Here is a 24,724-nt window from a genome sequence, read left to right as displayed (position 1 = left end):
CCGATATTTGGCCAGGATTTTTCAAAAGGGGGACGAGAAATGGCCATAAATCGGATTTACCACTTAGACGACGACCCTTTCTATGGTGAAGAGTTTCGTGAGACTTTGACTAAGGCTAAGGGGCACTCTTTTCAAGTAACGACTTGTCTGACGGCAGAGGAGCTATTTGCTGCTATTGATGAGGAAACAGGCCCGTGCCTCATTGTACTCGATATCAATATTGGCCAAAGTAGTGTTTCAGGGGATCGGTTGGTGCAGAAGCTGAAGCAAGAGATTCCCCGAGCTATTATCATGATGTGCTCCGATATGAACGATCCAGAAACTGTGCGACGTTGCTTGGATCTAGGAGCAGACGACTTTATTTTTAAGGGTCTTGATGAAGGTGATCTGGTGGAGCGACTGGCCGCGACCTTTGCATTTTTTCAGACCGATCGCAACAAAGATCACAAGCCAAAACACTTTGTTTCTTCAACCTTGGATCAGATCAAAGCCCGCATCCCTAGGATAATCAACTCGGCTATCAGCTCGGTACATATCTTCGGCGAGTCGGGCACGGGCAAGGAGTTAGTGAGTGAATTGTTTGAGGAAGCCTTGCCATCAGGGGTTCCGTTTAATCGTATTCACTGCGGGGCTATTGCTCCAACTCTGTTAGAGTCAGAGTTGTTTGGTCATGTGAAAGGGGCTTTCACCGGAGCAAGTGCCAATAAGGTCGGATTGATTGAACAGGCTAATGGCGGTTGGATTTTCCTTGATGAGGTGGCTACCCTGACTAGTTCTGCCCAAGTCGCCTTACTTCGAGTTTTGGATAATCAAACAATCAGGCCAGTGGGTGCGGCAAAGGAGAAGCCGGTTGCCATTCGTATACTATCTGCCACAAACGAATCTCTTCCTGAACTGGTTGAACAAGGTCGTTTCCGCATGGACCTTTGGCAGAGGCTTTGTGAGGCCACCATCGAACTAGCTCCTCTTCGCGATAGAATGGATGAATTTGATGCTCTGGTGCAGCATTTTTGTAAGACTATGACACTGGGACCCTTTCATATTTCGGCGGGTGCCCTGGACATCCTGAAACGTTACACATGGCGCCACGGCAATATTCGAGAGTTGCGTAACTGCCTGCGTGCTATGACAGAAGGCGCGATGAATAAGATTCTGGCCCCAGCTGCAATACCGAAGCATATTTGGGAGTCTATAGGGGAACAAGGGCGTCCCCAGCGCCAAGACGACAATACGATTGTAATTCCGTTGCATTCCGGTGAGCACCAGGATTACGAGCAACTGAGTCAGATTCTATTGGTAGAATTGATTCGCGTCATCTTTAGTCAGAAAGGAGCCATGAGTATCCGCCAACTCTCTCAAGCTATTGCAATTCCCCGTTCTACCCTTGGTAATCGCCTGCATAAACTTGTCCAAGAGGGGCATATAGAAGATGCTGAACTGAAAACGATTCTGAAGATGTAAGGAGGTTGATATGCAAATCCTAAGTCACGATCAGGTGGAAGAACTGTGGTCGGAAATCAAAGACGGGCGTCACTACAAAATAGTCGCACTACCTCAGTCTTCAGAAGAAAAAGAGAGCGATTTAAAATTTCAGCACGATCTTCGAGGGGCCCTCAGAACCTTTCGCTTTATCGCTCAAAAAGCTATTCCAGATGATGAAAACGCTGTAAACCAAAAAAAAAGAGCTATGGTCGATCAGTATATTAAAGATTTACAGGCTCTTCTGGCTTTCTACGAAGCTTTAGGAGATGACTCATGACCAAGCGTGAAACCCTTTATGTCTATACCAAAAGACTGCCACAGATTGATGAAGTTGGACATTGGATCCATGAATTGATCCGCTACAATTGCAGTGATCGCTTGATGGAGTTTGATGGCTCCGGGGAACCAAGGCCCAGTCTTTTGGAAACCTGTGCTGTTTCCGGTGAAGGGAGTAGTTTTCGTATTCATATCAAGAAAAATGCTTTCTTTCATGATGGTACGGAAATTAAGGCAAGTCATGTAATTCAGTCTCTGATCGACTTTGCTAGCCAATCTAGTGAGGGCTTTCGCCGAGTTCTTCGCTATGAAGACCTTGAAAAGAACTTTAAAAAAATCTCTCGACATCGACTTGAAGTGTCATTGCAGCGTTCGGTGCCAGACTTTATGAATTATCTAGCGATGTCTGGCGCGTCTATCGTTCGCCAAGATAAAAAAGGGGTAGTCGATAGTGGAACTTGGCAACTTGACCATTGGGATGATGAAGAAATCGAGCTTCATTGGAACGAGCAGCACTGGAAGGGAACACTATCACTTTATGATAGAGTGATTATCAGACCATTTGAGTGTTGGGAAAACCATAACCCGGGTCAGCCATACCTTCATCTGTATCATGGAGTTGAGCGAAAAACGCCGAAAGACAATTTTCTTCATGAGCAAATTAACTCCATTTTACCATACCAATTTGCAACCTTTATGCTTCTAAAAGATGAAAACTCAGGCTTGAAGCAGAAACTACATGGCATACTGGAGCAGGCTCTTAAGAAAAAGAGCTATTGGGAGCGAAGCTGCCTTGAAAGCTTAGCCCATGAACACTCACCTCTTTATAGCCCGGTTCATGTTCGGAAGCAGGGGGTGAATCACCAGGTACCAGACTCGTTAACAATTCTGGTGGAGCCTAATGACTTTCCGATCAAATACCTTAATTTCCTTAAAGATACATTCGCTGAGCAAGGGGTCAAGGTTAGCTTCAAGGAAGGCGTATTGTCCCGAGACCTGGGCGGCTGTGATGGAGTGATGGTGTGCTTGGGTCAAGCTCACCACAAGGACTCATTTAGCATTATCAATAAACTTCTTAATCGTTGGCGCTGTGTATTGCCAAACCATACCAGCACACAATTGCTTAAAAAGGCGAGCACGGCGGTGGACTTGATCCGGCGCTGCCAGCTATTCAGGGATTTTGTCAATCACTTGAATCAGACCGCCTATTTCATACCTATGGTCAAGGTTGAATGCATTGTTGCTAGCAATCGCATCATCGATATGGGACAGAGTGGCCATCTTCGATTCGTTGACGTGAAGCAAAGTGTGAAGCAAACCAAGGATGACGAGCTCAAGCATGCAGCCTTGTCTGCAATTGGCTCTGCTGTCCAGATGTTTGCCCATGATGTTAAAAAACCATTTTCCATGATTCAGGGCTTTGTGTCTTTGATCAGCTCTTTGGATGACCCCGAAAAAGTGCGACAGCTATCTCAGAAGCATCTGCCAAGAATCCGCCAAACCATAAAAGAAGTGGATGGCTTGATCTACGATATCGTAGAGATCGGGGCAAATTCAGAGGTGATTCAAGAACCTATATCTCTACACGAGCTTATTGACGAATGCCTCACCCAAACAATTAACTTGGAAGGGCAAGTCGAGCACACGGTCCGTTTGAATATTCAGCACCAGCGAATGGTTGATGGTGATCAAGTCAAATTGCAACGTGTATTCGCGAATATCTTAGGCAATGCACAACAAGCTTGCCCTAAAGGTGGCGAAATCTGGGTTGAAACTCGCCTCGATCAACAGACTATCCATATCACGATAGGAAATACGGGAAGTTTTATTCCTGAAGAGCAGAGAGAACAGATATTTGAAGCTTTCTATACCAAGGGTAAAAAGCGTGGCACAGGCCTTGGGCTTGCTATTGCCAAAAAAATTGTTGATGGTCATGGAGGTCGGATATCTTGCTATTCCGACGAGACGAAAGGTACAGAGTTTAGGATTGAGCTTCCCGCAGCGAACAAAGCGGATGCTGTTAGAGTGGAGTACCAGCCTATTGAAGGAGACTCAGGCCGCGAGATCAAAATTCTACTTGCAGATGATGATCAATCCTACCTTGAGCTTGTAAGGGATATACTAGCTAGCCTTAGCTACGAGGCTCTCCAGATTGATGTTGCGATGGATATCGCGACTGTATTGAAGATGGTAGAGGATAACCACTACAATCTCATGATTGTAGATATTGACTTTGGCGATCACGAGCGTAATGGTTTCGACGTGCTGACTCATATTCGAAGTCAGGGTCGGAAATCCCTCGTTTGCCTCCATTCTGATGGTGGAGCCTTAACCTACCAGAAACGGGCATTGAGAGGTGGTGCTGACCTCTTTCTCCCTAAGCCCATCAATCGTAGACATCTGGAAAGAATGGTTCAAAGTTGCTATGCGTCCTTAGAAAACCCGGAAACAACAAACGACCTTTGGATTGTGGTGGATGACGATCCTTTTTTTCTTGCAATGTGGGAGGAGTCTGAATTGCAGCCAAAGACTTTCAGCGAACCTGAACAAGCTTTGGAGTACGCAAAAAGCCATCAAGATGTGAAAGGTTATATACTTGATTATTACTTTGATAATTCATCACTTGATGGTCTTAGTTTAGCTAAGCAAATAAGAGGCTACAATAGCCAAGCAGCTATTTATCTCTGCACCGACCGACCAGGAACTCAGCCGGAGGAAGACTTTATTGATGTGTTACCTAAAGACATCTCTAAGGCTCTCGATCACATTAGGAGAGTCCATGGTTAGCAGCGGGCCCGAATGTTGCGCTCCCGTTAAGAGAGCGAACTTCGTATCATATCATATCAAAAATTAGAGGTTAGGGTTTCTGTTCAAGCCTCATGGGATTCGATAGCTTTAAGCCATCGATAACACGTACCATGAGGCGCGAGAGACCATGAAAAAACTTCTTAGCTTATCCAGTTTACTGATGATATCGGCAACAGCATTCGCGGGTAGTCAGCCAAATCTAATTATTGGCAAAGATAACAATAACTTCGATAATCCATTCGTACAGCCTCAAGACCCGGCTTTGTCCGGGGGTGGGCGTGATCAAAGCCTTCAGTTTGGTGATATTCTGTACGGTGGTAGTGGTAGCGATGTGATTTTCGGCGGCCTTGGAACAGACGTCATTTTCGGAAATCAGGGCGACGATGTACTTGTTGGTGGTACTGAAGATGGTAACCCCTTCAACCGTGACCGCGCTTTCGGTGGTTCCGGGGACGACGCATTCTTATGGGCTCCTGGAGATGGCAGTGATTTCTTTGATGCTGGCAGTGGCAATAGCGATGCTTTGTTTCTTGGTCTCATCGGCGAATTAGACGAGGGTGGCAGCCCTGTGTTCCAAGTTCAGTTGGATCAAAACTTTGATCAGCCACTAATCAAGAATGGTTTGCCTGTCATCGATGTCCTAAACTCACCAGGCTTCTGTGAAGTTATTGATAGTTCTTACTATGAGGATCGTGAGCAACTTAAGAAACTTGGTGTTGATCATCTCGTAAGATTTGTCCTTCGCAATGTTCGAAATAGCTTTGAAGCTGGAGACCAGTCTGACGACAACGGCTTAAGAGTTACGATCCACCTTAAGAATACCGAATATTTGGTATGTGCGAGTCGTGAAGGCGGCGAAATCGAAGTCCTTGATTTAACAGTCGCACCAGCTCGCAAGGCACAGGTGAAAGACTTGCCTCTCCAAATGCAAAAACTATTACGCAGCTTTGAAGATCAAGGTCCTGGCGATGATTACTCCAAAATCTATGGTAACAAGACTTACGATAGCGTTTACTACAATAGCGGACGTGGCTATCGCAACACCATGTTTTTCAGCGGCTCCAATGGCTGGTATCAAACCTCTTATGGTCGTGGGAGTCTATCGAATATTACCTATCAGCAGGGACAAGTCAAGGGTCGCTGGACAATGGAAGGGCAGTCCGGTTGGTTCGAATTTAACTACTATCAAGATGATGCTTTCGAAGGTAAGTGGGGAACAGGAAATGTTCACGGCGCTAACTACGGTGACCGCTGGACAGGTAAAGTGAGACCATAAGGGTTTCATTGGTTTAACCGGTGAAATTTGGTAGTCGGGAGGGTGCTTGAAACAGCAGCCCTCCCTTTTTTTGTCGGCAAAATATGCCTTGATAGTGTTGCAAGCTTCGACCGATGCCTTAATCACGGTGAATCAATTTGTGGGGCATACGAGCTTTATGAAAGTCTGGACTGTCATAGGCCTATTGTTGATAGCTTTCCCTAGTGAAGCTAAAATTTTCTCCATTGACGATATTGCACAAAGGCCGTTTCTTGGACCCTACCTTAAATTATATGAAGCTCCAGATCAAAGTATCACAGCGCAACAAGCATTGGAGGCGTGGCAAGCAGGAGAGTTTCACGATTCGAAGCAAATGAGACCTAATTTTGGCAATAGCGATGCAGAGTACTGGGCCATACTTGAAGTGGAAAATTCTGGGCTAAGCCGAAAGTTAATCCTAGAAAATAATCATGGAATGATCGATTATTTTGATGTTTTTCTTGTTAGAAACGGAGAGGCGCAACTCCATTTTCAAGGTGGGGATCAACAAGACTTTTCGAATCGCTATCTCAAGGTACGCACCAATAACACCCAAATCGAGATACCTGAAGGCCGTCAACTTATTTTGATGCGGGCACAGAGTTTGACAACAAACATATTATCTATACGACTCTGGGATGAGTCGGATTACCAGTTATACCTCTACTGGGAATACATCGTCTTCGGCCTTCTCATCGGAATTCATTTGGTGATGATCTTCTACAATGGTTTCCTAGCGATTACCATGAAAGATAGTCTATATTTGATGTATATCGTCTTCGTAGGCTCAAATCTTGTTTTCCAGGTATGTAACTACAATCTGGGGCAGTTTTTTGCCTATCACTTCTTCTCTTTCGAAACCTTCAGCAATCATATCCAACTGGTATCTGTAGACCTGATTATTTTATCAGCCATTTTCTTTACTTGGAACTATCTAGACATGGATAAGTCTAAGTATTGGAAAGCCAAGTACATCCTTGGCTTCAACGTCATATTCAGCACCTTCAACCTACTGGTTAATCATTTTATATCGGTTCAGTTGACGAGCTTCTGCACGCTCATCGGTGCTTCGATCGTCATCGCCACGATGATTAATCTTGGAATCCTGCGTTTTCGCGAAGGCTACCGCCCCGCCTACTACTATCTGCTAGGCTGGGGTGCCTATATTATAGGCTCAGGAGAGGCGGTAATGATCAATATCGGCCTGAGGGATTTGAACTCGTTTAACTACTGGAGCCAGTTTGCTGGTGGTGCTATCGAGGTATCTTTGTTTTCTATAGCATTGGGAAGTCGTTTCAACTTTATTAAGCGTGAGAACAATCGCAAAATTCAAAAGCTCAACAATGATCTTCAGGAAATCAACAAGGACCTCGAAGCTAAGGTCGAGATGCGAACCCGAGAAATCAGAGATATTCTAAAGCACATAAACCAAGGAATATTCACAGTAACCCAAGATAACTGTGTCGATCGAGAATATTCCAAGTATCTTGAATATATCTTTGATGAAACCGACCTTGGGGGCCAAAATCTCGTTGAACTTTTGAAAGGACGGAGTGACTTGAGTTCTGATCAGATAGGCCAGTTAGAAACAGCTTTGGATGTGATACTCGGTGAGGATGACCTTGCTTTCGAGATGAATAGTCACCTGTTTCCTGAAAAGTTAATCTATCGCAAATCTGAAGATAAAGAGCCGAGAGAGCTGGAAATCGATTGGAATCATCTAGTAGATGGCGATAAGACTACGAAGATCCTAGTTGCAGTAAGAGATATGACCGAGAAAAATAAGATGCAAAGTGAAATTAATCGCAAGTCCAAAGAGATCAAATTGATCTCGCAGCTGATAGAAGTAAAGCCAGAACGATTTGGTCAATTTCAGAAGGTGAGCTTGGAGATGCTTGCTGATGTTGATGTGATGCTGAAGAAGGGGGATATTAACGATGAGATGGTTCGGTTTATGATGGTCACCTATCATACTCTGAAAGGTATGTCACGGACCTTAAACCTAACGGAGCTGAGTGCAATCATTCACTCCGTGGAGTCTGAAGTTACTGGGCGCAAAGAAACACTTAGTGAAATGACTTTCTCATGGTTGAATGAACTTCACGGTAGCATAAAAGATGCTCTAAATCACTACATTGATATTAATAACAATCAGCTAGGTCGTGTTGTAGATCATCGGTTTATTCTTGTGTCGCGGGTTTTAGTGCAACGGGTCTTGAACTCAGTTGAGCAGATCTCAGACCGACCCAAAGATCTGAATAAAGACTTGATGCTTCTTAAAAAATACTACTATCGCACTCCAGAGGATATTGCCTTTGACCAGCTCGACTCAATCAAGAACATGTGCGACCAGTTAAGCAAGCCCATACCAAAGTTTAAGTTCAATAATAACAGCTTTGGGCTTGAGCCAAAAGCTGCGGAGATTTTTGAAAAAGTGCTGACTCATCTCATCCGTAACTCCCTCTCCCACGGCCTTGAGTCAAACCAAGAAAGAATTGCCAAAGGAAAAACGGAACGGGGGACTATCACAATCAGCCAGAAAGTGGATAACGATCGGATAGCCCTGACTTACCAGGATGATGGCAAGGGTGTCCTGTTAAATGATATTGCGGATCGAGCCAAGCAGTTGGGAATCGTGTTGAACGAGGGCGAGCCGGTATTAAGTGTGCTGTTCTATCCCGGTTTTTCTACTAAAACCAAAGTCGACAACATATCTGGCCGGGGGGTAGGTATGGATGCTGTACGAAGTCTGCTTGAATCCGTAGAAGGAACAATAAAAATCGAAGATTTTGAGAATGTGGAGGAACCAGAAAGACGTTGTTTGAGGTTTGAAATATCGGTGCCTAAGAAATACTTTAGCAAAATGGACCCAGCAGGGTTACACCATGCAGATGCTGCCTGATCTCTGGAACTAAACCCAGACTTTCTTGTCCTGCAAAGTTGTCTCACGCTTAGTTTTGAAAGCAGGTAGGCTAGCCAACGATTCGGTCACTAACTTCAGTTGCGAATCTGCGCTTACAATGAGAAATAAGCAGCGCTCGCCCTTGGTGATAATTGTTTCACTTTTGACAATTCTCATGCTACGTCGTATTTTTTTCGCAGAATCATCGGATAGTTTGAATGGTGGCGGAGCTTCCTTCTCCTTCATCTTTAGGATTTTACTTTTCGTTCGCGCCTCTTCGATTGATGCGATGATCTTGCTGGCTTTCTCAGCAATTTTTCGGTTTTCTTGAGGAGTACAAAGCCTTAATGTTGTTTCAGCCCTATCCATATCACCTGTGCGCAAGAATAGTAGACCTAAATTAAAATTAATCGTGCTTTTGAACTTTACATGCTCGTCAGGAATCGAATCATAGGCTTGTTGATAGAGTTTGATAGCTTCGTCGAACTTTTTTTCAATTGCAAGGGTAACAGCCTTATTGTTCAGATAAGCAATAATATCCTTGATGGAGCCAAGTTTTGATAGTAGATCCTTACCGATCTCGATGTCGCCATCAGCAATTTTTTGCTTGGCGTCAGTTTCCAAGATGTCTAGGCTATCTTCCCGGATTCCTCGGGCCTCGTCTAGAAGTTCATTGGCTTCATTGGTCTGGCCCATCTCAAACTGTGCTTCAGCCATGACACATAAGCGCTTGATACTCAATGGAGATAGTTCCTGAGCTTGATCGAAAGATTGAAATGCCTTGTCAAAAGCGCCAAGCTTCATAAATGCCTTACCCATAACATTTAAACTAGCGACCGGATCACCATTGTATTTGAGAGCGTTGATCCCACACTCTACAGCGTCTCCTGCCTTATCCTGTTTCAATAGAATCTCGGCGGTAACAAGATAAATATCGCCTTGGTTAGCGAGAGCATTTTGCTCCAAGTCTTCTTTGAATTTGATCGCCAGATCTATGTTCTCATCTTCTAAGGCTTGGAAGATTCGATTCATGAGAAACTTTTTTTCGAGTGGACGCCTGTCTTGCTGGATGGCCCAAATCGTCTTTTCTATGAGTTTCTGCCGATCCAAAGGGGGCTTAATCACCATGGCACTGTTCAATTCGTCGAGGAGGGCGTAATCTGCTTGATCAAGTCCGCCAAAAACCGTTGTCAACACAGTGTGAGGGCAAAGATCACGAAACTCTTGGAGGAAGGCCGCGGCGTTGATACCATCCTGCCACCAACCGTGAAACATAATTGTGGGCTCTTGGGCATCGCGAAGATAAATCAATGCGTCTTCTGATGTGGTCATGACCTGGTAGGGAACCTGTAGCTCTTTAAAGGCTTCTTCCTCTACAGAGTGTGAATGTGCATCCAGGCGAACCAGCACGGCTTCACGGATACCGAAGGGATTTTGTTTGGATGATCCAGAAGCTAGGCTTGGAAGTTTGCCACCTAAGAATTGATCGGCGAGCTTCTGAGCGTCTCCTTGGTGGCTCGGGCTTAACGTGGTTAGCTGTTGCAGGGTAAGAGTCCCATCCTTCTTTTGGCCAGCGAGTAGTTGAGCTTCGGCAGTGGCAAGCAGGATCTCTGGATCACCTGGATAAATATTAAGAAGATTTTGGTAGAGGTAAATCCCTTCGTTATACTTCCCCTGGTCGAACAGGTAGCTTTGATAGAAGAATGCCGCAATGAGAACTGGGTCGGCCTTTTTGGATTCGATAAGTTCAAATAGCTCATTGAATATGCTTCTTATATATTCGTCCGTGGTACGAATATTGAACCAAGAGAACGCACCGTTGGCCGCAAGGTGTGGGATGTGCTTTTTATCTGGTTCGTTCAAGAAAACAGTGAATAGGGTGTTTTTTAAACTATCGTGTTTGGTGCACAGACCAAGTGCATGGTAGACATTTGTTTTGCTTTCGGTTTGCAGCGAACTAACCACCCAATCGATATTCTCCGACTCTAGAATACCCATAGCAGTCGCGAAGTCATTTGATACATGAAGATTTTCAAAGCCTAAGCTTTTTAGGTTGTTTGTGATCATGGTACGGAGGTTGACGTTGGCTTCGACCACCAATGTGATAGCAGATTTATCGATTATCTTTTCAGCATTAATGTTTACATTCACGTTATGGGTCCTTCAACTGCGCCACGGCACCAGCTAGTTTCTTCTCAAGGTCATCGGGAATCAGCCAATGATTAACGCTCAGGGTGCGCCCCTGCTTGATCATCTCGGGAGTAATGTCCTTTGCAACTAAAATCACTAAGGCTCTATGCTCAAAATCTTGGTGATGGATACTCGTCATGAATTGAAGGCCATTGGCCAATGGCAAATCAAAGTCGATAATGTATGCAGAAAAATCTCGAAGCTTGATAGCCTCTAAGGCGAGCTTGGGGTTATTGAAGACTTCAATGTCACAGTTTTCTAGCTGGCGACTAGCCTCTACGGTCGATTCTGTGGATGCTAAAACCATGAGCTTTGCTCTGTTTTGTCTGGCTTCTCGGAGCTTACGAATCTTATCAGCACGGCTGACAAACCCTTGCTCTTTCAGTTTATTCGATAAGCTGTCGGCTTGTTGACGTTCGTCGAGAAGGGAGCTTTTTGAAAGGCGTTTGGCTTCGTGGGTCAGCGCCCAGGGTTCATCCTGAGCGACTGCTGATTGCCAAGACTCGTCTGCCTGATGACCGTGAAGCTCTTCAAGAAATGCCTTTCGCGACTCCTGATTGAAAGAGCTTTTTGTCTTCATTTTAATAAGCTTGTTAGTCATTTATACACCTCAACTTCGGTTTCGACTGAACCCGAGAGATCCATGAGGTGAATAATGTTCCGTTTTGGTAAGAATTTGCTGATTAGTCGTCGATTTGCAATAGATCTGGCTTGCCGGGCTGATCTTTCATCTTCTCTAACTGTTTTTCTAATCGATTCAGATGGTCTTCGGATATTGCGTTTGCTTCTCGCCTCGCTGCTTCGATCATGCGGTCGGCATCGACGAAGTCCTGACGTTTGTTAAATTCGAGACATATGATACACATGGAAGAATCCCCCAAGAGGTTACTAATTATTATTATCGGACTATTGTCTTCTCTCCATTATACGACAGATAATTCGTAGTTTCCATGGACGTAATATGCCTGAGAACTGCATATAGGCGCAGCCGATTCTATTTATGTCTTGCCGACTATTTCTCCTATATAGTGTATTATTGACGCGATCATCATGAATCGTTCGAAACACCATTGTGGTTATCACTTAGTGAACTTCAACGAAATTATTTCCTTCAAGATAATTTCTTCCTTCAGATTCCTGGGTTACATATTCAGCACCAACGAAGCGATGGTGTGACAATTAGATTGAAGGACAGAATTGATGAAGAAGTTAATCCTAGTAGCCCAATTGGTAGGTGCAGCCAGTGCCTCCTACGGTGCCGATGCTCTCGGTCTTTTAGACGGTGTTAATAAAAGCCTGGGAGCCCTGAGCCGCATCCGAACCGAGGTGGTAGCCAGTAGTGTGCATCAAGATTCCGAGAACCCGTTTCCAACAACAGTTAAGTTTGTCGGCAATCGCTATGACTCCCAAATAGAAACTAAGATGGAAGATATTGAAGACGCTTTGATTTCAGCGGGCAATAAGCTTTCCGACGCAGCCCAACTGATTCCCAAGCATGAAGGGTATAACCTTTTCTTTAGTGCCTGCGGAGAAATCATTGGCACCAATATAAAGGTGGAACGAACCATATCTTATGCTGGAAAATCAAAGCTCTTTGCGCCCCAAGAGTTCACAGAACTACTTACAGAACTAGAAGCTGCATTGGATGATGCAGCTTGTAGATAATTTTTTTGTCGGATTTCCGGCTTTTTTAGAGTTTTTTCTTAAATTTAAAGGATGAAAATTATGAGAAACTTACTTGTCGCGTTCAGCTTAATCGGCCTTACATCTTCTGCTATGTCAGCTACGCAAAGAGATGCTCAGAGAATGAAAGTGACTTCTGATAATGTTCGCAGCAGCATTGAAAGAATCGAAGGTGAGTGTCAAAACGTTGAAAACGAAACTGATGTATATATTGTTGAAACTCTTCTTCCTGCCATTAACGAGCGGCTAGAAGATGCTTCTTTCTACTTCGACGAAGCGGCTTTCGAGCTTGACAAAGACCCTAAGTCTTTCACAGGCCGCCGACAGTTTCAAAGAGGTTGTAGCAAAACTTCACAGGCAACTCTCCGTGTAGGAACTGCGCGAATCAAGTCTCTTGATGGAAAAATTCTAACTCCATATGCTGAAGAGTTTGATGAGCTTAAAGATGAGCTAGAATTTGCACGTGAAACTGCGGGTTGCTAAAACCTTGGTTCCAAGAGCTATGCTCTTGGAACCAAACTGATCGGAGCCACTATGAGAATGTTATTGCTTTGGTTTTTTACCATTACTGTTTGTGCTTGCACCCACTCGGACAACAATTTTGTGGATTACTGCTCGCAAGCAAAGCAAGAACGTTTCCATCAGCTATTATTAGAGTCGCAGCTGGTTAAAAACTTTAGTAAAGGGCAGTGCCAGAAGGCTTTTGATCAACTGCATGACGATGTCGGTGTTCAGCTAATCGATGTTGGCATCACAAACCTTCAGTTTTTAAGTGACTTTAGAGATACGAAAGCCCTTATTGTTAGTCGCAATAATATAACTTCTCTAGAAGGGCTTCAAGGTTTAGAGCAATTGCAGAAGCTCGATTTCAGTTTCAATGAGGTCAGATCACTAGAAGCCATTCGCGGTTTAGCAAATCTGAGATCCCTTCGATTCTTTAAAAATGAAGTTTCCAATCTCCAACCAATAGCTTCACTTACAAAGATGATTAGGTTATCTGCGCCTTATAACCGGATTAAGAGTTTAAACGGCATAGAAAAATTAAGTCGTTTAGAGACACTAAGAATTCATGGCAATGAGATTAGTAGCATTGAGCCTATCCTATCTTTGCCCAACATAAAGTATCTGTCTGTCGGAATGAATCGTATATGCGATCCGAAAGAAAAAGAAAAACTAAAACGTCATGTGCCCAAGGTCGTCGGGCTTGATAAGCAAAATTGTTAGTCAAAACTTTAAGCATAGGAATGATCATGAAATCAGTTATTATCCGGGCTTTTTTCGCCTTCTATACAGTTCTTACTGCCTCGTCCGCAATGGCAGACTTCAGGGGTGATGCTAACCGATTGTTAGATATTACAGAAAACCTTAGATCAAAGATCAACATCAATTTTGTCAAGTCTACACCTCTAACAGATGTCGAAGATAGAATATTCAATGAGATTCTTCCGACCATCGATGAGCGTTTCATTGCCGCTGGTGAATTTTTCAACGATGCAGCGATTGCCAGAGATTCAACTTCTGCCGGGGTTCTCGTGCAAAGTGGTCTGAATGAGCTAAAAGAAGCTCGATCCCTAATATATGAAGGTCGTTGGTTAGCTAACCAAAATAATATATCCATAGCAGACATATTCGATGAACTGCTGCTTGAAATCGAGGAGGCGGAAAAAATTATTGAAGACTCAGGTTTGATCAATCCATGGTTGGCAGGCGCTTGGGACATTCGCTATACGAACCCTTCTGGCAAGTGGATTAACGGCACAATGACGTTTTCTGGATCTGATGCTGAATATCGCACGGATGGTGGATCGAAAGGTCGTTTTACTAAAGTTGATTTTGAAAACGATAACAGGCGAGTCGAAGGGCTCTGGAGGTTTCAAAACGGTGCGACTGGTTGGTATCAGTTCTACCTTAATAATGATGGTGAAAGCTTTTCAGGAAAATGGGGGAATGGCTCTCGCATTGGAAAGAATAAGAAAGGCCATTGGAACGGTTCATTAAAATAGGAGTAAGTAATGAAGCTACAAATTCTACTTTCTGCCTCTTGTCTACTAGGACAATCAGGCCTTGCTACAGAGCTTGGATCATCTAGTGAAGCAGGTGCTACAACGGCACCATCTGCTCAAGATTCTTGTGTTGAAATGGTGAATGCCGGTATAGCAAATGACCATTTTTTAAAGGTTGCTGCTGACTACTACCGAATTTCTTTGGAAAACAACAATGAAGCTTGTAGTCAACTGCTAGTAAAGTTAGAAGAAACTAAAACCATGTCCCTTCGAAGAACGGGTCTTGTTGATTTAACAGGAGTACAATGGCTTACTGGTGCTAGCTATCTTAAACTAAGTCAGAATAGAATCGAAAATATCGACGCTTTGTCAGAAATGGATAAGCTTGAAAGTCTAGATATTTCTCGCAATCGGATTACTGACCTGAGCCCATTGAGACGTTTGAGTCATCTAAGCTCACTTCGTGCTGGAGACAATGGTCTAAGTAGCTTGGTGGGTGTCGAGGGATTGACGAACCTTAGCTATCTATCGATTGCAAGAAACCAAGTGAGCGACCTATCTCATTTAGAAAGCCTTGAGAATCTTGAGGTTCTAGCAATTGGTGACAATCAGGTAACTGACTTAAGTCCTATCGCGAACCTAAAGAATCTTAAAACAGTAACCCTAGCCTTCAATAGAATCTGTGATAGCTCTCAACAGGAACTTGCTAACGATCTCATCGAGCGAGGAGTTGATGTTGTAGGGCTTGATTACCAAGAGTGTCCCGCAGAACCAGAAGTAGAAGAAAAGCCTGAGACTGACGTTGATCATCAGTCAACAGAAGCTTAAAGTTTTGATTAGTCGATCGCTCAACCAGCGGTTGGGCGGTCGCTCCACCGGCTCCCAAACGATAGCTCACTCATCGTCCTAAGCTAGACTTTAGTTCTTCTTAACTTGATTTCTAGCACGTAGCGTTTGACTTTTGTGAATAGCAAGTCAATGATGTGCAGAAAAAGGGGATCTACATGAAAGCTCAAAATGCCGAACTTTGCCTCAAAATAGTTTCTATATGCACCTTTTGCATAGGATTCATGTCTTCTGCACATGGCTACGCTAATTACGACAAGGGTGGCGAACACCCAGACACCAAGCAAGTGATGTTTGTAGGGAACAATTGGGATGGAACTGTGACGGTGATCGAGCCGGAGGGTGCTTACTCTCATGTAGGACGCATGAACGCCATTCCGGATTATGAAGAGCGTATGAAAGAAATAAAGGGCAGTCCGATCAGGATGTTCTTTTTCTATGGAATTCGTGCGACAGTCGGTGAGGGCAATGATCAATTTGTGGATGACATGTACTCTACTCCTGATGGCTCGGCTTTGGTGATATCTCGCCCGAGCTTTGCGGATGTAGTATCGATCTCTCTTCAAACTGGTAAAATTAATTGGCGCTTCCCAGTTGAAGGTTACCGTGCAGACCATATGGCTGTTTCTCCTGACGGCCGTGAGGTTGCTGTTTCTGCGTCAACAGGCAATGTCGTTCACCTTCTCGATATTTATACTGGTAAAGAGAATGGTCGCTTTGAAACGGGTGATAAACCTCACGAAAACAAGTATATCAACGGCGGTCGCTATGTGTTCAATGCAGCAATAGGCGACGTAAACACGCCATTCGACGCTCCTTGGCTCGACTTTACCAAGGGTGACCGGAAAATTACGATTTATGACCGGGAAAGCAAGTCTGTAACAAATCACATTGATATGAGGGATCGCCTTGATGCCTTTGGCCGCAAGGATCTATCGGATTCGATTCGCCCTTACACCTTCAGTCCTGACGAAAAAACACTGTACTTTCAGGTTTCATTTTTCAATGGTGTGGTGGAGTATGACTTTGCAACGGATTCAATTACGAGGATCATTCCCTTGCCCGAGGGAGCAGCTCCCAAAAGTCGGGTATCTTATGTGAACGATAGTCGCCACCATGGACTTTCGATCAACTCCGACGGCACTAAGTTATGTGTTGCAGGAACGATGGATGAGTATGCAACCATCGTAGATATAAGTAGCGGAGAAACAGGCCCTATCATTTCGGCTGGTAAGCCCTACTGGGCGACAGAAAGCGCCGATGGTCAGGCTTGTGTCATTTCAGAGAGTGATACAGACGTGGTGACTGTAATTGATTTCGAATCTGGCGAGAAGATTATGTCTGTGGACGTTGGGAACCATCCACAACGAGTTCGCCTAGGTGTCGTACCCCGTGGTTGGCAAAGCCCCAGTGAAAATCGAGGTTAGCTACAAGTTTATCGATATCCCTAAAAATGATCTAGAAACAAAACTAAATCATGCTTATAGCTTAAGTCGCCCCTGGCAGAAAGGGGCCGACAACAACGATCTACATTAGCTCCTGATTCCCTCCTTATAGAATTCAAATAGCTAAAAAAATCAAAGATAATAAAGTTTTATGTCTATTTTCCGATGGTCCTATCAGCATCATTGCTGCAAGTAGGACCATATGAGCCTCTACTATTACATATTTGCGTTGTTAATAAGCTACGACCCAGTTCTGCTAGCTTTCGTGAAAGCCTATGACTTCGACTTTCAAAAGGAATCAGAGAAACTTAAATCAAAGGAATACCTCGAAACAAGTTATCAGCAAAAGCTTAAATGGTTGGACGTGAATATAGAGAGCACGACCGTGCGTCGTTATTTTGCCTCGCAAGTGAAGGTGGACGAAGCTATGGATCGGGGCGATTACACTGAAGCCTACAAGTATTGTCAACAGGTCCCTCCTGATCCACAAGACTTAGACGCTCGAATCAACTGTGCTAGTAGTGCTGAAGGTGTGTTGCCCATCACTAAACTCACGGACGAACTAAACGAAGTTATCAGTCTAGCTAAAACGAATGGTAACATCTCTGCACTAGCATCAGCCTATTCAAACCTGGGGTGGTATCAATCTTTGGAAGGAGATATCGCCAGTTCTTTTGATAGCTATCAAAAAGCTCTCGTAATCGTGCCCAAGGATAAGTTCGAGTCTTTCAGTTATCTTTATCATAATGCTGCCACACTATATATCGAGCATGGCAACCTAAGCTATGTAAGAAAGGGTATTGATCTGCTCAATGAGATTCGATCTATTGCATATAAGAAGATTGAGGAGGATAACCTTGAGAAAGGAAGAAAGAATTCTCTAGTTCGCGATATTCAGATTGCATCTTACAATATTGGGAATGCTTATTTGATACTACAAGAGTACGAGGCTTCGGTCCGTGAGTTCGAGGCTGCTCGGGCTTATAAGGCTTGGGAGGTATTCTCTGTAACATTCGCGGCTCTTGCTGCTGCCTATGCAGATGACAATGTGAAAGCTCGTAAGTATCTTTCAGAAATGCCAAGTGACGATGATAGGAGTCCTGTGGAGAGGAGCTATCTTTCTTGTTATAGAGAATTGATCAAAAAAAAGATCGAAGGTGCTTCAAATCTGAAATCCTGCCTGGAACTTCATAATGAAGTTCCAGTTTCCGTAAAAATAGATGTTTATAAACGGATATTAGCATTTGAAGGTACTAAATATGAAGTTTCAGTACTCAGGAATTTTTATGATCTCTACTTGCAAAGCATTGAGAAAGCTTATAAGGATAGTGCCTCACAGGCAGCTTCACTGGTAGAGCTGTCACGATTAGAGACCGAACTTATTATTCGCGATCAAAAGCTAGCTCTTGGAGAAACCATAAGAAGGCTTTTCTATGTACTACTCCTAGCATTATTTCTCTTGTCCATGTTATTTGTTATGGTCGCTCGATCTCGTAAGGTTATCAAAGACCAAAGTAAAGATTTATCGATTCAAAAAGATATTCTCCAACAGATACTAGATCACATCGATGAGGGCATTATTAAGATCAACAGAGATCTATCTATCAGCCCTATTTATTCTAAGTTTTCGACGAAACTCCTAGGTCAGAATCCCGATCAAATCAATACCAAGCAGTTATTAGAGATGCTCGGTACGAGCCCTGATCATGTAGGCAGCAGTATCGCCTCCTTAAGAGCAGCTTTTGGAGAAGGTGAGTTGGCATGGGAGATGAATAAGCACCACCTTCCTGTAGAGGGGCAGATCAACGGGAAACCATTTTTGCTTTATTGGAACTGCGTTGCCCTCGATGGTGAAGTAAGCGATGTGATGGTTGCTATTCGTGATGCAAGTCTCAAAAACGATCTCCTTGAAGAACGTCACGAAAAAGAAAGAATAGTTGCTCTAATCCAGTCTGGGGAGCAAGGATCTTACTTCATTAGTGGGCTTTATAGAAAGCTCGGTCTGATCGCTGATTTTGTCAGGAATAGCGATAGTCGCAGCGCGCTAGGCCTTCTTCATACGCTGAAAGGGGAGGCGCGACAAGTTCACCTTAACGAAGTTCAGGATTTATGTCATAACTTGGAACTTACGTTAAAATCAGGTAATATTCGAGACTCTATAACTATTCTTGATCAGCTTCAAAAAGAAGCAAGTATTCTTTCAGAGACAAACAAGAAAGTATTTCATCAAAGCAGCGTTAAACCAACTTTACTTCAGCAAATTAATAGTATTTTGATCGAATCACAAAAGCGACTCAGCAACGTCGGCCTAACGATGACTGCGAATTTGCATATTCAATGGCACCTCTTGCGGGATGAAGACCTTGATAGTCTTGGGGCGATCATACTCCATGGGCTCACGAATTCCGTAGATCACGGTTTTCTTCGTCCAAAAATGAAAGACTCCCTAACCACAAGAGAAGCAAAGATTGAATTGAGCATTAGGAGTATTGGGGCGAATATGGTCTTGGAAATAGCCGATAATGGCGCTGGAATCGACATAGAAGTTATCAAACAGAAATGTATCGAACATGGGTTAGATTTTGACGAATCAAATTTAGATCAGATACTTGCTCACCCAGAATTTTCCACTGTGAGTAGCGGAGATGTCTCAAAGACATCTGGCCAGGGGCTGGGTTTCGGTGCTTTGGTGAGTGCAGCTGATAATTTGGGTGCGGGAATCACAATCGCTAATAATCCCGACAGTGGGACTAGGCTTACAGTAGCATGGTCCCAACCCCTGTGATTCACTTTCTGTATCGAAACAGGGGTTGGTCATTCACAATGAGCCTTAAATGAGAAAATCAATTACTAGGTCAACTGCATCCAGGGCGACATCGATCACTCCTGCTACGTCGAGATCAAGTACAGCATCGACAAGATCGAGAACCAAAGCTAAAGCATCCATAACTAGGTCGATAGTATCAGAGATGATCCCTCCGGCTAGAGCCGCGCTCTGCTGATCAGCCTTCATTTGCTCCGCAAGGCTTATAAACTCATTCCAAGCAGCTGAGGTCGCTGCTGGGTCTCTACTCTCGGCGGCTTTAATTACGGACATAAACTGAGTAGCCAAAGGCTCCGCCATCTCTGGAGGGAGGGTTTGTCCCTCGTCATTTGTTCGAGTCGCGAAAGCTTCAAAAACCTGAGCTTCAATGTCCGACATGAAATCATCGGACTCTATTTCTGGCTCTTGAATTGCTGGCTCAGGTGTCGCCTCGATTGACTCCGCCGATTTTTGACTCGCAGTGTCGGTGACTTGGGATTTATCCAGCTCTTCGAACATGGCTGCAACATCATCCTCTGACACCCTGCTAGACGATTCCATGGAATCTAATGAGCTACGCTTCGTTTCAGAAGATGGCGACTGACTACAGGCTACAAAGCCAAAAAGTAAAGTTGATAAGAAAAGTTGTTTCATTGTATTTCCCCTACAAATGTTCTGTTCAAGCTATAGAGTGCGATCTGTGTGCCAGTATAGATGCTTATGAATACAGGGGAGTGGTGGTCGGGAGTCTAGCAATAAAAAACAAATAATTGAGCGTTATCTCGTGTAAACAACGGTAATGTTAAGATAAAATTAAGATGTTGGAACTCTCACTCTAATTTGCGGCGGGCTCAACCCTATAGAAAGCTCTATATAGCTAGAATGAAAAATAAAATAGATTTGCTAATCGGGTTTGACAAGCTTGTTTGTAATCTGGATATGCAGAGGAATAGATTTGAGACAGCCCAACCCGGCAATAGTCTGATTTCTGGTAATCTTTTATGGCTTAACACTTGCAATTAAAACAATGAAGCTCGGAGGTATCTGTTAAGGACCAAAGAACCTGGGGATGACACATGCGATTAGCTCTACTGCTGCTGCTCTTAATTATCAATCAATCTTGTGCAACAAACTCTAACTCAGATCACAATAATGTGAACACAGTTAAGGCTAAGGCTGGAAAGCACTTTAGTTTCCAAACTTGGGCTGGGGTAGAAGGTTTTTTGGGGCAGGTGAAATTTGAGGTCCCTAAGGAGCATCAGTTGCAAACAAGTACCGATGGAAGGGCGATCGAAGTTATTGTGCCGATCCGGGGGAGTGGGCCCGCAATGTGCTCTGTCCGACCGAGACAGCTATTTTCCGGTCAGATTATTTCTAGCAATTACGACTATGCTCGCAACCAATATTCTGGTAGCGCTGGCCCAGATGTGACGTTCCTATTCGAACACCATCCTATGGTGATAGTCAATCAGCGGTATCAATCGGGCCAGAATCTGGCTTTTGACAAGCGTGGGATCGTATTCCTTCGAGAGTATGTATTAACCTGTGCTCAGAATGGCAATTGGCATCCTGACTCTTTCGCTGGTTTTATGAAGAGGGTTGCCAAAGGGATTAAGCTTCAATACCCTCATAAAAAGCTTGTCAGCCGAAGAGTCTATCAACTCATGACCAAGCGAACTGTGAGAGGTTTCGAGTCACACTACCTGTGGCAAACTGCTGGCACATTCTATACTGAAAAGGTCTTAACTTCGTTTGTGCTTCGCCCATCGCAGAAGGTTCGCATTCTTGATCGCTACGAAAGGCTTGAGTGGAATGGGAGTGGCGAGCTGGTTCAGGGAGATTTCCAAAGTATATTGAATGATAAAGTAGTCTATAAAATTGCTCTAGGACCAACAGACAGTGGAATGTACCTAGCGGCTGGCTCTCATAAGGGGCAAAGCTTTCAGAGACGTATTCAAGGGCCACGTTATCCGTTGCTACCCTTCTGGGATGCTCAGAATGCCAAGCAGCTCGATCATGCAAGCTTCTACGACCCAAACCATACTCCTTATCGCTTTATTAATGGGACTTTGAGCAATCCTAAGCCAAATCTTTTCAATTTCAAAAGCAAGTTTTTTAAAACTAGGATCTACATGGATGATCAGGGCTTGCCTCATCGAGTGATCGATCGCTATTCAAAGCAAAATTACTATCGACTGCTGAAGATTAAATAGCCTATACCACTTGGTATAGACTGCGAGTTTCTCTTATGGGAAGTCTTATTAGGAAGCAAGCGACTAAGTAGTGCTGTTGTTTCTCATTGGGAAGAATCGTAATCGATCCTCCAACTTGCTCAATACTAGCGGCAACGGCATCCATGCCAATGCCTCTGCCAGAGACTACGCTCGCATGTACCTTGGTGCTGAGTTGAGGCATGAATATTAAACTAGCAACATCAACGGTGCTTTCCGATTCTGGCTCAAGCCCCTGCTGGGCGGCAGCTTGACGAATCTCTTGAAGGTCGAGTCCTCGCCCATCATCCTCATAGACCAGGTGAAGCTCGCCTTCCTGTATCCACGACCGAATCAGGATGCGGCCCGAAGCTGGTTTGTTGGTTTTGGCCCGCTCGTCAGGGTATTCAATACCATGATCTATAGAATTCCTCGCGAGATGGCCAAAGATGTGATTGATAAGTTCAGGGTATGAACCATCAAGAATCAGGGGAGGTGATTCAACTGTGACTATTGGCTCCGGCTTACCCAATTCCTTTGCGATTAGGATTAATTCACGTCGCACGGGTTCTAGTGCTTTTAAGAACGAGCGTCCGGAAAGGTTGATAGCAGCTGTCATGGACCTCGGGTCGAGTCCTAGATGAGGGTTTAAGATATAGTCTAAAACTTTTTCATAGTGGTCCTGCTGCATCTGGACTAGACGACTATGGTCGACAATGCCAAAATGTAGGGCGGCGATACTATCGATGTAGACTAATTGATCTTTTATCCGTAGCATTTGATCATAGAAGAGTTTTGTGTCGCTGCTAGCTGTCAGACCCTCGATCTCCGATTCTATCTGATGCACCAAATTTGCTAGAGTTGAAAAGCTGGCTTGGCGACTCAGCCCTTTAAGGGTGTGATAGTTGCGCTTGAGCCAAGTAAATCGGTTGTTGTCAATGCTCTCGGATAGGATGGATTCATTGAGTTCTAACAACTTTCGAATGGAGTCCATGGTGTCCAAGTAGAAGTTTTTACCGTTCTTGATGATGGATTTGATGAGCTTTGACTCTTGGTCTTTTTGCTCCGAAGATCTCTGAAGATCTTTGAGTTCCGTAACATCGCGCATCGTTACCAGTATCTTTTCTACGGTTTCTTGAGAAAGCATCGGTACCCACTCAATCTCAAATGATTTCTTATTTCCACTCATCAATTCAATGTAGTCTGGCAGCTTTTCATTGTTGATATCGAAGTTTATCCGATCTTCTTTGAGGCTTGCATGGATGATGTTTTTTACAAGAGATTTCTGATCCTCAGAAAGGAGAGATTTATCAAGAATCTCACTAAAGAAATTGAAGTTCGATGAATCTTGCATTGGAGCAATTGTCTCCATAAACGTTGAGTACTCAGGGCCAATCCCGCCTTTTTGATCTTCGATAGTCAAGACACCTAGCTTTATGGATGACATAATGGAACGCAAGGCACGTGTTTTCTCTTTCACGATTGATTCCAGGTTCTCATTAATCTTTCGAATGGATAGTTCGGCTTTTTCTAGTCGGGTTAGGGAAAGAGAAAAACGTCTCGAAAGTAGAAAAGACTGGCAGAATGCGAATAGAGTAAGGGTGTATTTAGAAATTTCTACTGTATGAATAATTCCTCGCGACACAAAAATATCATAGACGCCGCCAAAGACCTGTAGGCCGATACCAAGTAAAAATATACCTGCACCGGGTCGCTTATTAACGACTGCTCTGAATGTGGTAACGACCCCTAGAATACCGGCAAAGACAGTGTAGGGCTGATAAAAAACAAGTGTTTTATACAGATGCTTGACAGGCAAGACCATAAGTAGGACGACTGAAATAACAAACAAATACTTAGCCTGAGTATCAAATTTCCAGACGGAGTCTTTAGGGTAAAGGTTGTGGATTACCATCATTAATGAGGAAACGCCAAAGAAGAATGTTGCATATTCAATTTTATAGGTGATCATCCAATCGGCATTTGGAAACAGGTTGAAAAGGAGGCTGCCTTTACCATTGATAGCGATTCGGGACCCAACTAGGAATACGAAAGCGGAAAAATAGAATGGAGCCAGTTCTACACGCCTATTGATAAAAAGAATAAAGTGACTAAAACCCAGGATCACAAGGGCACCGAATAGAACAGCGTCACTTAAATACTCACGGAACTTAAAATCACGAATGATAGCAGGGGTGGAGAGTTTAACGGGGTGCCAGATACCTCCTGATTTATAGTCCACAGATGCGACCTGGATCAAAATATCTACATAGGGATCATCGCCTGTAGTAAAAGTAATGACTCGCTTGCCGCGACTTCTAATAATCTTATCTGGCGACTTACTGACTTTCCCCATTTCTAAAATCGAGGAACCAATAATCACCTTATAGGAAGAAACCACAAAGCCCAAAGCAAGTGTGTAGGGAATATGGGGTTTCAACTTGAGACGAAGGTGATAGGTTCCATAGCCATCTGGTTCGTACGGACCATCTTGCAAGAGATTATGCCAAACATGAGGAAGGGTAACCGATGCTGAGCGTTTGCCTTGTAACTGATCGGGGTGATCAATGAGTTCTTGCCAGTAAAAACGCCAATTTTTGTCAAGGTGGAGGATAGCCTGAGTTTTGAAATCATAGGAAGTTAGGTCCCAAACCTCGTTATCCTGTCCGTAGGATTTGGTGGTGCTTAGACCAAGCCAGGCGAAGATGGCTATTTGCAATGTACGAAGTAAGTACATAGAATCTCCCTCATTCTGCCATCGGAGCTTCTATGAGGGAGATAA

At 44.0% G+C, this 24,724-nt stretch carries 18 protein-coding genes; 13 read left to right on the top strand and 5 right to left on the bottom strand.

Features of this window, described 5'->3' with window-relative positions:
- Window positions 1-39: 39 nt before the first annotated feature.
- The 5 genes from B9N89_RS10020 to B9N89_RS10000 all read left to right on the top strand — a co-directional run bounded on the left by B9N89_RS10020 (window position 40) and on the right by B9N89_RS10000 (window position 8,762).
- On the top strand, window positions 40-1,461 hold the full coding sequence (locus B9N89_RS10020; protein WP_132317871.1) for a sigma-54-dependent transcriptional regulator: 1,422 nt from the start codon (window positions 40-42) through the stop codon (window positions 1,459-1,461).
- Between the two features lie 10 nt (window positions 1,462-1,471).
- Entirely contained in the window at window positions 1,472-1,759 is a 288-nt protein-coding gene (locus B9N89_RS10015; protein WP_132317873.1) for a hypothetical protein, read from the top strand.
- Window positions 1,756-4,545 (top strand): ATP-binding protein, encoded by a 2,790-nt coding sequence (locus B9N89_RS10010; RefSeq protein ID WP_132317875.1) that lies wholly within the window; start codon window positions 1,756-1,758, stop codon window positions 4,543-4,545. The genes B9N89_RS10015 and B9N89_RS10010 overlap by 4 nt, the downstream gene beginning before the upstream one ends.
- A gap of 148 nt (window positions 4,546-4,693) precedes the next feature.
- Entirely contained in the window at window positions 4,694-5,842 is a 1,149-nt protein-coding gene (locus tag B9N89_RS10005) for a calcium-binding protein (protein ID WP_132317877.1), read from the top strand.
- A 46-nt stretch (window positions 5,843-5,888) separates the two neighbouring features.
- On the top strand, window positions 5,889-8,762 hold the full coding sequence (locus B9N89_RS10000) for a 7TM diverse intracellular signaling domain-containing protein (protein WP_132317879.1): 2,874 nt from the start codon (window positions 5,889-5,891) through the stop codon (window positions 8,760-8,762).
- Between the two features lie 9 nt (window positions 8,763-8,771).
- Here B9N89_RS10000 and B9N89_RS09995 read toward each other — a convergent pair whose 3' ends face one another.
- The 3 genes from B9N89_RS09995 to B9N89_RS09985 all read right to left on the bottom strand — a co-directional run bounded on the left by B9N89_RS09995 (window position 8,772) and on the right by B9N89_RS09985 (window position 11,818).
- Entirely contained in the window at window positions 8,772-10,913 is a 2,142-nt protein-coding gene (locus tag B9N89_RS09995) for a tetratricopeptide repeat protein (protein ID WP_132317881.1), read from the bottom strand.
- 1 nt (window position 10,914) lies between these two features.
- The gene (locus B9N89_RS09990) at window positions 10,915-11,553 is read right to left on the bottom strand and encodes a DNA-binding transcriptional response regulator (protein WP_132317883.1); all 639 of its coding nucleotides are present in this window, start codon (window positions 11,551-11,553) and stop codon (window positions 10,915-10,917) included.
- An 82-nt stretch (window positions 11,554-11,635) separates the two neighbouring features.
- Entirely contained in the window at window positions 11,636-11,818 is a 183-nt protein-coding gene (locus B9N89_RS09985) for a hypothetical protein (RefSeq protein WP_132317885.1), read from the bottom strand.
- A gap of 334 nt (window positions 11,819-12,152) precedes the next feature.
- Between B9N89_RS09985 and B9N89_RS09980 the strand changes: the two genes are divergently transcribed.
- The 7 genes from B9N89_RS09980 (at window position 12,153) to B9N89_RS09950 (ending at window position 19,714) form a co-directional block, all read left to right on the top strand.
- Entirely contained in the window at window positions 12,153-12,617 is a 465-nt protein-coding gene (locus tag B9N89_RS09980) for a hypothetical protein (RefSeq protein ID WP_132317887.1), read from the top strand.
- A gap of 60 nt (window positions 12,618-12,677) precedes the next feature.
- Window positions 12,678-13,118, top strand: coding sequence for a hypothetical protein (locus B9N89_RS09975; RefSeq protein WP_132317889.1), 441 nt, complete (start codon window positions 12,678-12,680; stop codon window positions 13,116-13,118).
- Between the two features lie 51 nt (window positions 13,119-13,169).
- On the top strand, window positions 13,170-13,859 hold the full coding sequence (locus B9N89_RS09970; RefSeq protein ID WP_132317891.1) for a leucine-rich repeat domain-containing protein: 690 nt from the start codon (window positions 13,170-13,172) through the stop codon (window positions 13,857-13,859).
- A 26-nt stretch (window positions 13,860-13,885) separates the two neighbouring features.
- Window positions 13,886-14,638, top strand: coding sequence for a hypothetical protein (locus B9N89_RS09965; RefSeq protein WP_132317893.1), 753 nt, complete (start codon window positions 13,886-13,888; stop codon window positions 14,636-14,638).
- Between the two features lie 9 nt (window positions 14,639-14,647).
- Window positions 14,648-15,466, top strand: coding sequence for a leucine-rich repeat domain-containing protein (locus B9N89_RS09960; RefSeq protein WP_132317895.1), 819 nt, complete (start codon window positions 14,648-14,650; stop codon window positions 15,464-15,466).
- Window positions 15,467-15,642: 176 nt separating this feature from the next.
- Entirely contained in the window at window positions 15,643-16,911 is a 1,269-nt protein-coding gene (locus B9N89_RS09955; protein ID WP_143478156.1) for a YncE family protein, read from the top strand.
- A 220-nt stretch (window positions 16,912-17,131) separates the two neighbouring features.
- Window positions 17,132-19,714 (top strand): ATP-binding protein, encoded by a 2,583-nt coding sequence (locus B9N89_RS09950; protein WP_132317899.1) that lies wholly within the window; start codon window positions 17,132-17,134, stop codon window positions 19,712-19,714.
- Between the two features lie 45 nt (window positions 19,715-19,759).
- Here the strand turns inward: B9N89_RS09950 and B9N89_RS09945 are convergent, their stop codons facing one another.
- Complete coding sequence (locus B9N89_RS09945) at window positions 19,760-20,386, bottom strand: hypothetical protein (RefSeq protein WP_132317901.1); 627 nt, start codon at window positions 20,384-20,386, stop codon at window positions 19,760-19,762.
- Window positions 20,387-20,808: 422 nt separating this feature from the next.
- Between B9N89_RS09945 and B9N89_RS09940 the strand changes: the two genes are divergently transcribed.
- Window positions 20,809-21,945, top strand: a complete 1,137-nt coding sequence (locus B9N89_RS09940; RefSeq protein WP_132317903.1) for a hypothetical protein — start codon at window positions 20,809-20,811, stop codon at window positions 21,943-21,945.
- Between the two features lies 1 nt (window position 21,946).
- On the opposite strand, the gene B9N89_RS09935 is transcribed toward B9N89_RS09940, so the two are convergent.
- The gene (locus tag B9N89_RS09935; RefSeq protein ID WP_132317905.1) at window positions 21,947-24,679 is read right to left on the bottom strand and encodes a 7TM diverse intracellular signaling domain-containing protein; all 2,733 of its coding nucleotides are present in this window, start codon (window positions 24,677-24,679) and stop codon (window positions 21,947-21,949) included.
- Window positions 24,680-24,724: the final 45 nt, after the last annotated feature.

This window comes from Pseudobacteriovorax antillogorgiicola (assembly GCF_900177345.1).
In the GTDB taxonomy this organism is placed as follows: domain Bacteria; phylum Bdellovibrionota_B; class Oligoflexia; order Oligoflexales; family Oligoflexaceae; genus Pseudobacteriovorax; species Pseudobacteriovorax antillogorgiicola.
Note: the sequence above shows the minus strand (reverse complement) of the source record. Positions and strands in the feature narration are given on the sequence as shown.